Origin of the sequence: Pseudomonas saponiphila (assembly GCF_900105185.1) — a bacterium.
GTDB lineage: Bacteria > Pseudomonadota > Gammaproteobacteria > Pseudomonadales > Pseudomonadaceae > Aquipseudomonas > Aquipseudomonas saponiphila.
This window is the reverse complement of record NZ_FNTJ01000001.1, coordinates 3,066,633-3,082,718: the sequence shown is the minus strand read 5'-3', so window position 1 is coordinate 3,082,718 and position 16,086 is coordinate 3,066,633. Positions and strand designations below refer to the sequence as shown.

8 protein-coding genes are annotated in these 16,086 nt (G+C 67.4%); 6 read left to right on the top strand and 2 right to left on the bottom strand.

The window, feature by feature from the left end:
* Window positions 1–3 precede the first annotated feature (3 nt).
* The 6 genes from treZ to BLV47_RS14275 all read left to right on the top strand — a co-directional run bounded on the left by treZ (window position 4) and on the right by BLV47_RS14275 (window position 10,403).
* Window positions 4–1,794 (top strand): malto-oligosyltrehalose trehalohydrolase, encoded by a 1,791-nt coding sequence (gene treZ / locus BLV47_RS14300; protein ID WP_092314572.1) that lies wholly within the window; start codon window positions 4–6, stop codon window positions 1,792–1,794.
* Entirely contained in the window at window positions 1,791–3,872 is a 2,082-nt protein-coding gene (gene malQ / locus BLV47_RS14295) for a 4-alpha-glucanotransferase (protein WP_092314570.1), read from the top strand. Before treZ ends, malQ begins: the two co-directional genes overlap by 4 nt.
* Entirely contained in the window at window positions 3,869–6,655 is a 2,787-nt protein-coding gene (locus BLV47_RS14290) for a malto-oligosyltrehalose synthase (RefSeq protein ID WP_092314568.1), read from the top strand. Before malQ ends, BLV47_RS14290 begins: the two co-directional genes overlap by 4 nt.
* A 21-nt stretch (window positions 6,656–6,676) precedes the next feature.
* Complete coding sequence (locus BLV47_RS14285) at window positions 6,677–6,952, top strand: DUF2934 domain-containing protein (RefSeq protein WP_092314566.1); 276 nt, start codon at window positions 6,677–6,679, stop codon at window positions 6,950–6,952.
* Between the two features lie 143 nt (window positions 6,953–7,095).
* Window positions 7,096–9,246, top strand: coding sequence for a glycogen debranching protein GlgX (glgX, locus tag BLV47_RS14280; RefSeq protein ID WP_092314564.1), 2,151 nt, complete (start codon window positions 7,096–7,098; stop codon window positions 9,244–9,246).
* Between the two features lie 398 nt (window positions 9,247–9,644).
* Window positions 9,645–10,403 (top strand): PIG-L deacetylase family protein, encoded by a 759-nt coding sequence (locus BLV47_RS14275; protein ID WP_092314561.1) that lies wholly within the window; start codon window positions 9,645–9,647, stop codon window positions 10,401–10,403.
* A gap of 51 nt (window positions 10,404–10,454) precedes the next feature.
* Here BLV47_RS14275 and glgB read toward each other — a convergent pair whose 3' ends face one another.
* Both glgB and treS read right to left on the bottom strand, forming a co-directional pair.
* Window positions 10,455–12,698, bottom strand: coding sequence for a 1,4-alpha-glucan branching protein GlgB (gene glgB, locus BLV47_RS14270; protein ID WP_092314559.1), 2,244 nt, complete (start codon window positions 12,696–12,698; stop codon window positions 10,455–10,457).
* Entirely contained in the window at window positions 12,695–16,045 is a 3,351-nt protein-coding gene (gene treS, locus BLV47_RS14265) for a maltose alpha-D-glucosyltransferase (protein ID WP_092314557.1), read from the bottom strand. The genes glgB and treS overlap by 4 nt, the downstream gene beginning before the upstream one ends.
* Between the last annotated feature and the right edge of the window lie 41 nt (window positions 16,046–16,086).

Below are 16,086 nucleotides of genomic sequence, written 5' to 3'. Positions count from 1 at the left end.
GCCATGTCACTCAGCCCCCCTGCACGCCACGGTGCGGTTGTCCTGGACGCTGCGCGCACCCGCTTCGCCCTCTGGGCCCCGGATGCGCGCAGCGTCAGCCTCGAACTCGACCAGGGCCGGTCGCTGCCCATGCAGGCCGAGGCCGATGGCTGGTTCGTGCTCCAGGCGCCCTGTCCTGCGGGCAGCCGCTACCGCTTCAGGATCGACCAACAGCTGCTGGTGCCGGACCCGGCGTCCCGGGCCCAGGACGGCGACATCCACGGCCCGAGCCGGGTGGTCGCCGCCGATGCCTATCAGTGGCAGCACCCCGCCTGGGCTGGCCGGCCCTGGCACGAAGCGGTGATCTACGAGCTGCACGTGGGGGTCATGGGCGGCTACCAGGCGGTGCAACAAGCCTTGCCGGGCCTGGTGGAACTGGGGGTGACCGCCATCGAGCTGATGCCCCTGGCGGAGTTCCCCGGCGCGCGCAACTGGGGTTACGACGGGGTTCTGCCCTATGCGCCGGAAGCCTCCTACGGCCCGCCCGAAGCGCTCAAGGCGCTAATCGACTGCGCCCACGGCCTGGGCCTGGCGGTGATTCTCGACGTGGTCTACAACCACTTTGGCCCCGACGGCAACTACCTGCCGCACTACGCCAAGGGCTTCTTTCGCCAGGACCGGCACACCCCCTGGGGCGCGGCCATCGACTTTCGCCGCCGCCCGGTACGCGACTTCTTTATCGACAACGCGCTGATGTGGCTTCTGGAATACCGCTTCGACGGCTTGCGCCTGGACGCGGTACACGCCATCGACGACCCGGACTTTCTCCTCGAACTGGCCCAACGGGTACGCCAGGCCGTGCCTCCCGAGCGCCATGTGTGGCTCAACCTGGAGAACGAACGCAATCAGGCCAGCCTGCTGCAACAGGGCTTCGATGCCCAGTGGAACGATGATGGCCACAACGCCCTGCACGTGCTGTTGACCGGGGAAACCGAGGCCTACTACGCCGACTTCGCCGACGACCCGACCACGCAACTGGCCCGCTGCCTGAGCCAGGGCTTCGCCTTCCAGGGCCATGCCGACCGCCACGGCAAGGCCCGCGGCGAACCCAGCGGCCACCTGCCCCCCAGTGCTTTCGTGCTATTCCTGCAGAACCACGACCAGATCGGCAACCGGGCCTTCGGCGAGCGCCTCAACCAGCTGGTACCGCCCCAGGCCCTGCACGCCGCGACAGCGCTGTTGCTGCTGTCACCGATGATTCCGCTGCTGTTCATGGGCGACGAGGTCGGCGCCGAGGAACCCTTCCTGTTCTTCACCAGTCATCAGGGGCCACTGGCCGAAGCGGTGCGCGAGGGCCGGCGCAACGAGTTCGCCGCCTTCGGGGCCTTTGCCGATGCCCAGCAGCGCCAGCGCATCCCCGACCCCAACGCCCTTTCGACCTTCCAGGCCTCGCGGCCGCAGCCTCGCTCCGACCAGGCCGCCGCGACCCGGGCGCTGTACCGCAGCCTGCTGCAGATCCGCCATCGCCAGTTGCTCCCGCGCCTGCCCGCCGCCCGGGCCCTGGGCACCCGGGTTCTGGCCGAGGGCGCCCTCAGCGCATGCTGGCGCCTGGGGGATGGCAGCCGCCTGCGCATCGACCTCAACCTGAGCCCGCACCGGGTCGAGCTGGCGCCCGAGCCCCCGGGGCAACTCTGGTTCGAACACCCGCCCCACAGCCTCGACCACTGGCGCCAGGGCTGGCTGCCGGCCTTCAGCGTGGTGGTGCAACTGGACGACATGCTTGCCCCGACAGCCCCTGATGGAGAACGCCGATGAGCGATGCGCAACTGGAACTGCTGGCCAGCCGCGCCGGCCTGGCCGTGGATTGGATCGATGCCAACGGCCGTGGGCAGAAGGTCGAGCCCCGGGTCTTGCGGGCCGTGCTGGCGGGCCTGGGCCACCCGGCCGGCAACGACCAGGAAATCCGCCACAGCCTGGAGCGATTGCAGCAACTGCAACAGAGTCGCCACCTGCCGCCGCTGCTCACCGTCGACGTCGGCCAGGGGCTGGATCTGGCCCGCTACTTTGCGGCGCACACGCTTTGCGCCATTCAGCTGGAAGACGGCAGCCAGCTGTCGCTGTCCCTGGATGAGGCCGGCGTGCTGCCCGGTGTGCTGCCCGTGGGCTACCACGGGATACAGGTGGTCGACGAACACTTCGTCCTCGCCGTAGCCCCCGAACGCTGCTACAGCGTGGCCGACGCCGTGGACCAGGCCACGCCCCGTGCCTGGGGCCTGGCGGTACAGTTGTATGCCCTGCGGCGCCCCGGGGATGGCGGCTTTGGCGATACCCAGGCCCTGGAAGACCTGGCCCGCCAGGCCGCCGAGCGCGGCGCCGACGCCCTGGCCATCAGCCCGCTGCACGCCATGTTCGCCGCCGATCCCCAGCGCTACAGCCCCTATTCGCCCTCCAGCCGGCTGTTTCTCAACAGCCTGTACGCCGCGCCGGCGGCCATTCTCGGGGACCGGGCCTGGCGCTCCGCCATCCAGTCCTGCGGCCTCGGCGAACAGCTGCAGGCCCTGGAACATGCGCCACTGATCGACTGGCCTCAGGCCGCCAAGGCCAAGCAACTGGCATTGCGGGCCCTGTATGAGGGTTTCTGTCACGGCCAGCACCCGCTGCACGAGGACTTCGCCAGCTATCGCCGGGCCGCCGGCGAAGCCCTGGAAAACCACTGCCGCTTCGAAGCCATACAGGCCCAGCGAGCGGCCCGTGGCGAAGACCTGGACTGGCGCCACTGGCCAGAACAGTGGCGCAACCCGGCCAGCCCGGCCCTGGCCCGGTTTGCCCAGGAGCATGCCGAGGAAATCGGCTTTCACGCTTTCTGCCAGTGGCTGATCGCCCGCGGCCTGGAACGGGCGCAGAGCGCGGCCCGCAGCGGCGGCATGGGCATCGGTCTGATCGCCGACCTGGCAGTGGGCGCCGACGGCGGCGGCAGCCAGGCCTGGAGCCGCCAGGACCAGCTGCTGGCGTCCCTGACCGTGGGCGCACCACCGGACGTGCTCAATCGCCAGGGCCAGGGCTGGGGCATCTGCGCCTTCTCCCCCGAGGGACTGCAGCGCCACGGCTTTCTTGCCTTTATCGAGATGCTACGGGCCAACTTCGCTCACGCCGGCGGGCTGCGCATCGACCATGTCATGGGCCTGCAACGCCTGTGGGTGATTCCCCTGGGCGCGCCGCCCAGCGACGGCGCCTACCTCAACTACCCAGTGGACGACCTGCTGCGCCTGCTGACCCTGGAATCCCACCGCCATCAGGCCATCGTGCTCGGCGAAGACCTGGGCACGGTGCCCGACGGCCTGCGCGACAAGCTCGCCGCCCGGGCCATGCTCGGCATGCGCGTGCTGCTGTTCGAACAGGACCACGGCTGCCACTTCAGGCCGATCCTCGACTGGCCGGACAACGCCCTGGCCACCACCAGCACCCACGACCTGCCGACCCTCAATGGCTGGTGGCAGGGCCGCGACATCGACTGGAACCTGCGCCTGGGCCTGGTGGACGAACACGGCGCCCGGCAATGGGCCGACCATCGCCAGCGCGAGCGTGACGGCCTGCGCCAGGCCCTGGCCCGGGACCCGCAGAACTTTCGCCAGGACTGCCACGAAACCGAGCAGGTGATCGACGCAGCCGTGCGCTTTCTCGGCCATACCCGGGCGCCGCTGGTGCTGCTGCCCCTGGAAGACGCCCTGGGCATCGATGAACAGGCCAACCTGCCCGGCACCCTCGACAGCCATCCCAACTGGCGCCGGCGCCTGGCCAGCGCGAGCCGCCGCCTGCTGGAGGACAGCGACGCCGCCCGGCGCCTGGAACTGCTGGCCTGTGCCCGGCAGCAAGCCCTCGAGCGTGACCGATGAGCCCAAGCACCCTGCCCCCGCTGCGTGCCACCCTGCGCCTGCAGTTTCACCAGGGTTTCAGCCTCGACGACGCCGTACCCCTGGTGCCCTACTTCGCCCGCCTGGGCATCAGCCACCTGTATGCCTCGCCGCTGCTGTGCGCCCGGGCCGGATCGATGCACGGCTACGACGTGGTCGACCCGACCCGGGTCAACCCGGAGCTGGGTGGCGAAGCGGCCCTCAGGCGCCTGGTGAGCGCCTTGCGCGCCAATGGCATGGGCCTGATCCTCGACATCGTCTCCAACCACATGGCGGTGGGCGGCAGCGACAACCCCTGGTGGCTGGACCTGTTGCAGTGGGGGCGCCGGAGCCCCTACGGCGAGTTCTTCGATATCCAGTGGCACTCCCCCGACCCGCTGCTGCAAGGCCAGTTGCTGCTGCCCTTTCTGGCCAGTGACTACGGCGTGGCGCTGCAGCAAGGCAGCCTGCCATTGCAGCTGGACGAGGATCTGGCGGGCTTTCATGTGCAACACCACGAGCATCGCTTTCCTATCTGCCCCGCCGACTACGGGGAGCTGCTACGGGTCGAACCGCCTCTGGCTGCGGCGGCCGCGGCCGAACTCAAGGCCCTGGCCGACGCCTTCGGCGCCCTGCGCTTGCGCGACGATGCTCACGCCCAGGCCCGGCCCCTGCAGCAGGCCCTGGCGCGCCTGCTGCAACAGCCGGCGCTGCGCCAAGCGCTCACCCTGCGGTTGCAAGGCTACGACGGGCGGCAGCCCGAAGGCCTGAGCCGCCTGCATCAGTTGCTGGAGCGCCAGCATTACCGGCTGGCCAGCTGGCGCACCGCCGCCGACGACATCAACTGGCGGCGCTTTTTCGACGTCAACGAGCTGGGCGGCCTGCGTGTCGAGCGCCCGGCGGTGTTCGAAGCCACTCACGCCAAGATCTTCCAGTTGATCGAGGAAGGCCTGGTGGACGGCCTGCGCATCGACCATATCGACGGCCTGGCCGATCCCCGAGGCTACTGCCGCAAGCTGCGGCGCCGGGTCGAGGGCCTGCGCCCCGGCCAGCACCTGCCGATCTACGTCGAAAAGATCCTCGGCGCCGACGAAACCCTGGCCCGCGACTGGCAGGTGGACGGCAGCACCGGCTACGAATTCATGAACCAGCTGTCGCTGCTGCAACAGGCCGCCACGGGCCGGCCACTGCTGGCCGAACTGTGGAGCCGGCACAGTCGGCGGCCGGCGCAGTTTGCCCGGGAAGCGCTGCTGGCTCGTCAGCAGATCCTCAACGGCTCGCTGGCCGGCGACTTCGAGAGCGTGGCCCAGGCCCTGCTGCAAGTGGCACGCCTGGACCTGATGAGCCGCGACCTGACCCTGGGCGCCATCCGCCGGGCACTGCAGGAGCTGATCGTGCACTTCCCGGTGTATCGCACCTACATCAGCGCCCGAGGCCGCGGCCCCCAGGACCAGCGGGTGTTCCAGCAGGCCCTGCAGGGCGCGCGCGCCAGCCTGGGCGAAGCCGACTGGCCGGTGCTCGATTACCTGGAGCGCTGGCTCGGCGGCCAGAGCTGGCGCCAGCAACCGCCGGGCCGCCCACGCAAACTGCTGCGCCACGCCTGCGTGCGTTTCCAGCAACTGACCTCGCCGACAGCGGCCAAGGCGGTGGAGGACACCGCGTTCTATCGCTCGGCGGTGCTCCTGGCACGCAATGACGTGGGCTTCAATACCGAGCAGTTCAGCGCGCCGCCGGCAGCCTTTCACAGCGCCTGCGAACAACGCCTGGCGCAGTTCCCCGACAATCTGCTGACCAGCGCCACCCACGACCACAAGCGCGGCGAGGACAGTCGCGCGCGCCTGGCGGTGCTCAGCGAGCGCGCCGCCTGGTACGTGCGCCAGGTGCAGGCCTGGCGGCCGCTGGCCGAGCCCCTGCGCCAAGGCCGCGAGGGACCATCGGCGGCGGATGAGCTGATCCTGTACCAGATCCTCCTGGGCAGTTGGCCCCTGGACCTGCAGGCAGATGATCAACCGGCCCTGGCCGACTACGCCCGGCGAATCGGCCAATGGCAGCTCAAGGCTCTGCGCGAGGCCAAGCTGCACAGCAGCTGGGCCGCGCCGAACCTGGAATACGAAGAGGCCGTGCAAGGGTTTATCGACAGCCTGCTGTGCGCACCCGAGGGCCGGCCCTTGCGCCGCTCGATCGCCGACGCGGTGAATGCCATCGCTCCCGCCGGCGCCCTCAACAGCCTGGCGCAAACTTTGCTGCGCATGACGGTGCCAGGGGTGCCGGACCTGTATCAGGGCAACGAGTTTTGGGACTTCAGCCTGGTGGATCCGGACAACCGCCGGCCGGTGGACTACGGGGCCCGGCAACAGGCGCTGAACCGCCTGCGCGATCCCCGAAAGTGGCTGGCCGGCTGGCGCGACGGACGCATCAAGCAAGGCCTGATCGCCCGGGCCCTGGGCCTGCGCAGCCAGTATCCGGAGCTGTTCCGGCGCGGCCACTACCGGCCCTTGCCGGTACTCGGCCAGGAGGCGGGACGGGTTCTGGCCTTCATGCGCGAGTACCGCGAGCAACGGCTGGTGGTGATAGTGCCGATCCAGGTCGCCGCGCTGCTGGATGACAGCGCAGTGCCCATGGTCGATGCACAACGATGGGGCGATACCCGGGTGCAACTACCGTTCACCGCCTCGCGCCGCAACATGAATGGACTTTTTTCAACCGGAGCAGTCACACCCCATAAGGAGTTGCTGATCAGCGCGGTATTGCACGACTTTCCGCTCAACCTATTGATTCAACATTGAGTCCAGCCCAGGAGCATTGCGATGAGTACCGACGACAAACGCATTCGTGAATTCGCCTATCAGATCTGGGAATCGGAAGGCCAACCCCACGGCCAGGAAGCCCGGCACTGGGAGATGGCGCGCAAGCTGGCCGAGGCCGAAGCCCTGGCGCCGCCGCCCCCGGCCAAGGTCGCCAAGCCCAGGACCCGGACCGCCGCCAAGCCCAAGGCCAAGCCGGCCGCCGCCGTGGTCCTGCCTCCGGGCGAGAAGCCGGCGCCGAAGAAACCTCGGGCCCCGCGCAAGCCACCCGCCCACTGACGCCATTGCCAACCCGTTGACCACCGTCGACCAGTGGCGCGTCCTGGCGCCACGAGGGGCTTGCTTGGCCCGGAAAAAGTCGGGGGAACACGGGTAGGGGAACACCGGTATCAGCCCTTGTCATCAGACCTGCAGGAGCAACCATGAGCCGATCCAAGCAGACTCCCGAACACGAACCCTCGCGCATCCGTGAAGGCCTGCCCTTCCCCCTGGGCGCCACCTGGGATGGCCTGGGCGTCAACTTCGCGCTGTTCTCGGCCAACGCCACGCGGGTTGAACTGTGCCTGTTCGACGCCACCGGTGAGGTGGAACTGGAACGTATCGAACTGCCGGAATACACCGACGAGATCTTCCACGGCTACCTGCCCGACGCGCACCCGGGGCTGATCTACGGCTACCGGGTGCATGGCCCCTACGACCCGGCCAACGGCCACCGCTTCAACCCCAACAAACTGCTGATCGACCCCTATGCCAAGCAACTGGTGGGGGAACTGAAATGGTCCGAGGCGCTGTTCGGCTACACCATCGGTCACCCGGACGCCGACCTGAGTTTCGATGAGCGCGACAGCGCGCCCTTCGTGCCCAAGTGCAAGGTCATCGATCCGGCCCACACCTGGGGCCATGACCAGCAGATCAAGGTGCCCTGGGACAAGACCCTGATCTACGAGACTCATGTGCGCGGCTTCACCATGCGCCACCCCGCGGTGCCGGAGCACCTGCGGGGCAGTTTTGCCGGGCTGATGGTCGACGAGGTGCTGGAGCACATCCGCAAGCTGGGGGTGTCGTCGGTGGAGCTGCTGCCGATCCACGCCTTCGTCAACGATCAGCACCTGCTGCACAAGGGCATGACCAACTACTGGGGCTACAACAGCATCGCCTTCTTCGCCCCGGACCCACGCTACCTGGCCAGCGGCAAGATCGCCGAATTCAAGGAAATGGTCGCGCACCTGCACGAGGCCGGGCTGGAAGTGCTGCTGGACGTGGTCTACAACCACACCGCCGAAGGCAACGAACAAGGCCCGACCCTGTCCATGCGCGGCATCGACAACGCCTCCTACTACCGCCTGATGCCCGACGACAAGCGCTTTTACATCAACGATTCGGGCACCGGCAACACCCTGGACCTGAGTCATCCCTGCGTGCTGCAGATGGTCACCGACTCCCTGCGCTACTGGGCCACGGAAATGCACGTGGACGGCTTCCGCTTCGACCTGGCAACCATCCTCGGCCGTTACCACACGGGTTTCGACGAGCGCCACAGCTTCCTCGTGGCCTGCCGCCAGGACCCGGTGCTGCGCCAGGTCAAGTTGATCGCCGAGCCCTGGGACTGCGGCCCCGGCGGTTATCAGGTGGGCCGCTTCCCGCCGGGCTGGGTGGAATGGAACGACCGTTTCCGCGACACCGTGCGCGCCTTCTGGAAAGGCGACGACGGCCAGTTGGCGGGCTTCGCCGGGCGCATGACCGCCTCCGGCGAGATGTTCAACCAGCGCGGCCGCCGGCCCTACGCTTCGGTCAACTTCGTCACCGCCCACGACGGTTTCACCCTGCGTGACCTGGTGTCCTACAACGACAAGCACAACCAGGCCAACGACGAGAACAACCAGGACGGCAGCGACAACAACCTGTCCTGGAACCATGGCGTCGAAGGCCCCACCGACGACCCCGAGATCAACGCCCTGCGCCTGCGCCAGATGCGCAACTTCTTCGCCACCCTGCTCTTGGCCCAGGGCACGCCGATGCTGGTGGCCGGCGATGAGTTCGCCCGCACCCAGCACGGCAACAACAACGCCTACTGCCAGGACAGCGAGATCGGCTGGGTCAACTGGGAGCTGGACGCCGACGGCAAGGCGCTGCTCAAGTTCGTCAAGCGCCTGATCAAACTGCGCCTGAACTACCCGATCCTGCGTCGCGGGCGCTTCCTGGTGGGCAGCTACAACGAAGACCTCGGGGTCAAGGACGTCACCTGGCTGGCCCCGGACGGCAACGAGATGAGCACCGAACAATGGCAAGACCCCCACGGCCGTTGCCTGGGCATGCTGCTGGACGGCCGCGCCCAGGAAACCGGGATCCTGCGCCCCGGGGCCGACGCCACGCTGCTGCTGGTGGTCAATGCCCATCACGACATCGTCAATTTCCGCCTGCCCGAGGTTCCGGCCGGCGAGTTCTGGAGCTGCATGCTCGACACCCATCAGCCAGCGGTGCACGGCCAGGAGCGCTTCGCCTTCGGCCACAGCTATTCGGTGACCGGGCGTTCGCTGCTGCTGTTCGAGTTGCAGCACGAGGAAGAGGACTGAAATCGACCCGCAAGCCTTACTGCGCCTTCGCCCCCGGCACCACCTGGGGCTCCCCGCCGCCCCCGGGCGGCTTTGGCGATGCCCGGTAAAGCCTGGTGCAGCCTTGCAGGGCGCTGAAACAAAGCACGACGTTCGTCTCATGGCCTCCTCGGGGGAACAATTGCCGTCTACCCTGTGACAGGGTTCGTAATGTTGCAACGAGCCTGGGCCGCCCCTGCGTGGGCGGTTTCAGGACGTGTATGATGAGCCTCGGATCGCGGCGCCCCAAAGGGATGGGGCGCCGGTACTTCACGCTGAGGCAGATGCCATGGAATCAGCGTGCGGACAAACCCAGGGCATGACTCGACGGTTGTTCAACCGCCCAGGCCGTGACCCGACCAACAGGGACGTGACACTTCATGAAAGCCATACCCGCAATAGACAGCAGCTGGCCCAGCCAGATATGGAACAGCGCCCGCCAACTGGCCGAGGTCCCGGCCATCAACCTGGCCAATCTGGTGCCGCCAGGCTCACGGGCGGTGATCGTCGCCCCCCACCCCGGAGACGAGGTGGTCGCCAGCGGCGGACTGCTGCAGGTACTGGCCCATCACGGCCACCCTTTGCAGTTGATCTCCATCAGCGACGGCAGCGCCAGCCACCCGGGTTCGGAACGCTGGCCCAAGCGCCGCCTCAGCGTGTTTCGCCCCCAGGAAAGCGCCGAAGCCCTGCGCCGCCTGGGCTTGCCGCTGCACAGCCTGAAGTGGATTCGCGGCGGCTTTGCCGACAACGCCCTGAGCGGGCGCGAGCAGCAGCTGGTGCCCTTCATCAGCCGCTACCTGCGCGACAGCGATGTGGTGTTCAGCACCTGGCGCGCCGACGGCAACCTCGATCACGAGGCGGTCGGCCGAGCGACCGCCAAGGCGGCGGCCCTGGTGGGCGCGCGCTTTTACGAAATTCCGCTGTGGGCCTGGCACTGGTCGTCGCGGGAGGAGCATCAGATCCCCTGGCAACGGGCCCGCAAGCTGCGCCTGGACACCTGGACCGTGGCCCGCAAGCGGCATGCCGCCCACGCCTATGCCAGCCAGTTGCAGGGCGAGCCGGAGATCGGCCTGGAGCCTTCGCTGTCGCCGGTGCTGCTGGAACGCCTGCGCCTGCCCTACGAGATCATCCTGATGTAGAGTGTGGCCTGCTTGCCGGCAAGCCACGGTTGCGCGGGCAATGACCCGCTTCTACGGGGTATTGCCGGTGTCGGGACGCAGGACCAGGACCGCCAGGGGCGGCAGGTTGAGCACCAGGGACAGGGCCTGGCCATGGCTGCCCTGCTCTTCGCTGAACGCCTCGCCGCCGTTGCCATAGTTGGAGCCGGCATACAGCTGCGAATCGCTGTTGAGCAGTTCGCTCCAGCGCCCGGCCTGGGGCACGCCGACCCGGTAGGCCTGGCGCGGCACCGGAGTGAAGTTGGCCACCACCAGCAACGGTTCGCCATTGCGGCTCCAGCGCAGCCAGGCATAGACGCTGTTGATCGCGTCATCGCCAATCAGCCATTGGAAGCCCTGGGGCACGTGGTCCTGGTCATGCAGCGCCGGGTACTGGCGATACAGCTGGTTGAGGTCCTTCACCAGCCTTTGCACCCCACGGTGCTCGGGGTACTGCAACAGGTACCAGTCCAGTTGCTGATCATGGTTCCACTCGCGCCACTGGCCGAACTCGCAGCCCATGAACAGCAGCTTCTTGCCCGGATGGGTCCACATGAAGCTCAGGTAGGCCCGCAGGTTGGCGAACTTCTGCCAGCGGTCGCCGGGCATCTTGTCGATCAGCGAATGTTTGCCGTGCACCACCTCGTCATGGGAGATCGGCAGGATGAAGCGTTCGGACCAGGCGTATACCAGGCCGAAACTCAGCTCGTTGTGGTGATGGGCGCGGTACACCGGGTCCTGCTGGATGTAGTGCAACGAATCGTGCATCCAGCCCATGTTCCATTTGTAGGCAAAGCCCAGGCCGCCCTGGTCGGTGGGCCGACTGACCCCGGGCCAGGCCGTGGACTCTTCGGCGATCACCAGGGCCCCTGGCGCTTCCAGAGCCACCACGTCGTTGAGGTGGCGCAGAAAATCGATGGCCTCCAGGTTCTCGCGACCGCCATGGCGGTTGGGCACCCATTCCCCGGCCTTGCGCGAATAGTCGCGGTAGAGCATCGAGGCCACGGCGTCCACCCGCAGGCCGTCGACGTGGAAGTGCTTGAGCCAGTGCAGCGCCGAAGCCAGCATGAAACCGTGCACTTCGCTGCGCCCGAGGTTGTAGATCAGGGTGTCCCAGTCCTGATGGAAACCTTCCAGGGGATTGCCGTATTCATACAGTGCGGTGCCGTCGAATTGCGCCAGGCCGTGGGCATCGGTGGGAAAATGCGCCGGCACCCAGTCGAGGATCACCCCGAGCTGCGCCCGGTGGCAGGCATCGACAAAGGCGGCGAAATCCCGCGGGCTGCCATAGCGGGCGCTGGGGGCGAACTGCGACAGCGGCTGGTAGCCCCAGGAGCCGCCGAAGGGATGCTCCATGATCGGCATCAGTTCGATATGGGTGAAGCCCAGGTCCTTGACGTAGGGAATCAGCCGCTCGGCCAGCTCGGCCCAGCTGTATTGGCGGGCCACCTCCCCCAGGTCGTCCACCTCGCACTGCCAGGAGCCGGCGTGCAGCTCGTAGATCGACAGTGCCGCGTCGGGCCGCTGCAACTGGCCGCGTTGCGCCATCCACGACTGGTCCTGCCAGTCGAAATCCAGCGGCTCGGCGACCCGCGAGGCGGTATCCGGCGGCAGTTGCGTGGCTAGGGCCATGGGATCGGCCTTGAGCGGCAGGATGCCCTGGGCTCCGAGAATCTCGTACTTGTAGGCTTCGCCGGCCTGCAGCCGTGGGATGAACAGCTCCCAGACCCCGGAGGGATGGCGCAGGCGCATCGGGTGACGGCGCCCGTCCCAGATATTGAAATCCCCCACCACCGAGACGCGCCGGGCATTGGGCGCCCAGACCGCGAAGCGCACCCCGGCGACGCCGTCCACGCACATCACCTGGGCTCCGAGACAGGCGCTCAGATCGCGGTGATTGCCTTCGGCGAACAGGTACAGGTCCATCTCCCCCAGCAATGGGCCGAAGCTGTAGGGATCCTCGCTGACCTGCTCGCCACCGGCCCACTGCACCCGCAGCAGGTAGGCCCGGCAGTCGTCGAAATGCCCGACAAACAGCCCCGGCGCCTCGGCGGCCTGCAGGCTGCCCAGCACCTGCTGCTGATCCCGGTCCAGTACCTGAACACTCAGCGCCCCGGGCACAAAGGCGCGGATGAACTGGCCGCCGGCGCCGTCGCCGTGAGGGCCGAGAATGGCGAACGGGTCCTGATGTTCCGCCCGTACCAGGGCTTCGATGGCCTTGGCCGAGGGCAGCAATGCCGCTGTGGGCTTTCCCTGTTCCTTGTTCGAGACACTCATGACTGCTCTCCACCACGCTCAAGTTCGGAAAAAGCTTGCAGCTCACTCAACAACCCCACCAGGCCGTGCAAAGGCACGTGCAGCCAGGTGGGCCGGTTTTGCGCTTCATAGGCCACCTCATAGGCGGCCTTTTCCAGGCTGAACAGGGCCTGGGCGGCATCCGCGGCGCCCGGTTCCTGCCAGCCATGGGCAAGCGTAGCCGTCGCCAGCCGATACGCCTGGACAAAGGCCTGCCGCGCTTGCTCCAGGTAACGCCGCAGCACCCGCTCCCGCGCCGCCGCGGCCGCCGGCGAGCCATCGACCAGCGGCGCCTCGCGGGCCATGGCCGCGGCATAGTCGAAGGAGCGCAACACCCCGCTGACGTCCTTGTACGGACTGTGCTTGCCCCGGCGCTCGGCCAGGGACCGCGCCGGCTCGCCCTCGAAGTCGATCAGGTAGGCGTCGCCCTTGACCACCAGCACCTGGCCCAGGTGCAAGTCGCCATGGACCCGGATGCGCAGGCCACCCACCAGCTGTTTGGCCAACTGCCGGATATGACCGAGGATCTGCGCCTTGTGCTGCAACAATCGACTCACCCACTGCCGGTCCTGGGTGCTCAGTGCACCTTGATGCTGCGTGAGCAACTGCAACCCTCGTTCCACTTGCCCGGCCACCTGCCGATTCCAGGCCTGGGTGTCCTTGAGCGTGCTCACTTGCGGTGCAAAGTCCGGGCCGCTGCCCGGGGCCGCCAGCAACAGGTGCATTTCTCCCAGGCGCCGGCCCAGCAGCCCGGCAAACTGCCGCAGTTCGCCAAGGGCGTGGTAATGCTGCTCCTGCTCGGACATGGCGTCCGCCAGCTCATCGCGGATGGCCCGTTCCAGGTTGTTCTGGGTCCACTCCCAGGCATCCCCCTGATTGCTCAGGTAGCCCTGGGCGATCATCAGCAGATGATCCTCGCCCTGCTCATCACGGCGCACCACCGAGCCCAGCAAGGGCGAAATATGGCCGAACCCGGCACGGGTGAGGAAGGCGCCCATTTCCAGTTCCGGATGCACGCCGGCGGACACCCGGCGCAGCAGCTTGAGCACCAGGCTGCCACCCACCACCACCGAACTGTTGGACTGCTCCGCCGACAGGTAGCGCACCTCGGACTCGGCCCCCAGGCCCAGCCCGTCCAGGGCCGGGCTGCCCTCGAAGCGGATCTGCCCGGCCTCGCTTGTCAGCCGGGTGCGGGCCTGCAGGGCCTGGAGCACGTCGCGCACGAAACTGTCGAGAACGAAGGCATCGGTGATCAGCCCGACCTGGCGCCCGCGGCGCACCCGGGCCATGGCCAGTTGCTGGGCCAAGGCACTGCCGGAAGGCTCTTCACCGAGCAGGCCGAAGGGCAACTGATAGCGCTCGGACTGGCCGTCGCGGCTGACCTCGATCTCGCCGAGCAGCACCGGATGCCGAGGGTCGCCGAAGCGCACGGCGTAGGCGATGCGCAGCGCCTGCAGGGCGCCGTCCTTGCCGGCGAACCAGCGGCGCTTGGGCAGCCAGAGGGGCAGCACTTCGTGCTCCAGGGTGGTGCGCGACGGTGCTTCGAGCAATTCTTCGAGGCGTTTTTTCAGCACCAGGGTGCAAAAGTCCGGCAGGCTCTGCGCCGGCTCCACGTGCCAGCTGGGCATCTGCTGCTCGGCGGCCAGGACGAACCAGTAGAAACCGTAGGGCGCCAGGGTCAGCAGAAAGGGCAACTGGCCGATGGGCGGGAAGGCATTGCCGCCGAGCATTTCCACCGGAACCCTGCCAGCGAATGCCGACAGGTCCAGTTCCGCAGCCTGGGCACTGCGCGAGACGTTGGCCACGCACAGGATGATTTGCTGATGGCCGTCGGCGTCGGTGTATTCCCGGGTGTAGGCCAGGATCCGTCGGTTGCTCGGCGACAGCATCTTCAGGCTGCCACGGCCAAAGGCCCTGGATTGCTTGCGCACCGCCAGCATGCGCCGGGTCCAGTTGAGCAGGGAGTGAGGATCGCCGGACTGAGTCTCGACATTGACCGACTGATAGCCATACAGCGGATCCATGATCGGCGGCAGCACCAGGCTGGCCGGGTCGGCCCGGGAGAAACCGCCATTGCGGTCGATGGACCACTGCATCGGCGTGCGCACGCCGTCGCGGTCCCCCAGGTAGATGTTGTCGCCCATGCCGATCTCGTCGCCGTAATACAGGGTCGGCGTGCCGGGCATCGACAACAGCAGGCTGTTGAGCAGCTCGATGCGCCGCCGGTCGCGCTCCATCAGCGGCGCCAGACGCCGGCGGATACCCAGGTTGATCCGTGCCCGGCGGTCGGCGGCGTAGTAGTTCCACAGGTAGTCGCGCTCCTGGTCGGTGACCATCTCCAGGGTCAGCTCATCGTGGTTGCGCAAGAAGATCGCCCATTGGCAGTGGGCCGGGATCTCCGGGGTCTGGCGCAGGATATCGGTGATCGGGAAGCGATCTTCCTGGGCCAGGGCCATGTACATGCGCGGCATCAGCGGGAAGTGAAAGGCCATGTGGCACTCGTCGCCGTCGGCGCCGTTGCCGGCCTGCCCGAAGTACAGCCGGGTGTCCTCGGGCCACTGGTTGGCCTCGGCCAGGAGCATGCGGTCCGGGTAGTGGGCGTCGATCTCGGCGCGAATGCGCTTGAGCACGTCGTGGGTTTCCGGAAGGTTCTCGTTGTCGGTGCCATCGCGCTCGATCAGGTAGGGAATGGCGTCCAGGCGCAGGCCGTCGATGCCCATGTCGAGCCAGTAGCGCATCACCGACAGCACCGCCTTCATCACCTGGGGGTTGTCGAAGTTGAGGTCCGGCTGGTGGGAATAGAAGCGGTGCCAGAAGTACTGGCCGGCCACCGGGTCCCAGGTCCAGTTGGACTTCTCGGTGTCGAGAAAGATGATCCGGGTGCCGGCGTACTTCTGGTCGTCATCGGACCACACATAGAAATTGCGCGCCGCCGACCCCGGTTTGGCCTTGCGCGCCCGCTGGAACCAGGGGTGCTGGTCCGAGGTGTGGTTGATCACCAGTTCGCTGATCACCCGCAGCTCGCGCTTGTGGGCCTCGGCGATAAAGCGCCGGACGTCGGCCAGGGTGCCGTAGTCGGGGCTGACCCCGCGGTATTCGGCGATGTCGTAGCCATCGTCGCGCCGTGGCGAGGGGTAGAACGGCAACAGCCAGAGGGTGTTGACCCCCAGGTCCCTGATGTAGTCGAGCTTGGCGATCAGCCCGGAAAAGTCGCCGATTCCATCGTTGTTGGCATCGAAAAACGACTTCACGTGCACCTGATAGATCACTGCGTCCTTGTACCAGAGCGGGTCCTTGGTGAAGGTCGCGGTGCGGGATTTCTTGGCCATGTCCGACTCCTGAAAAAATCAATGGGCGCCGACGCACCCGC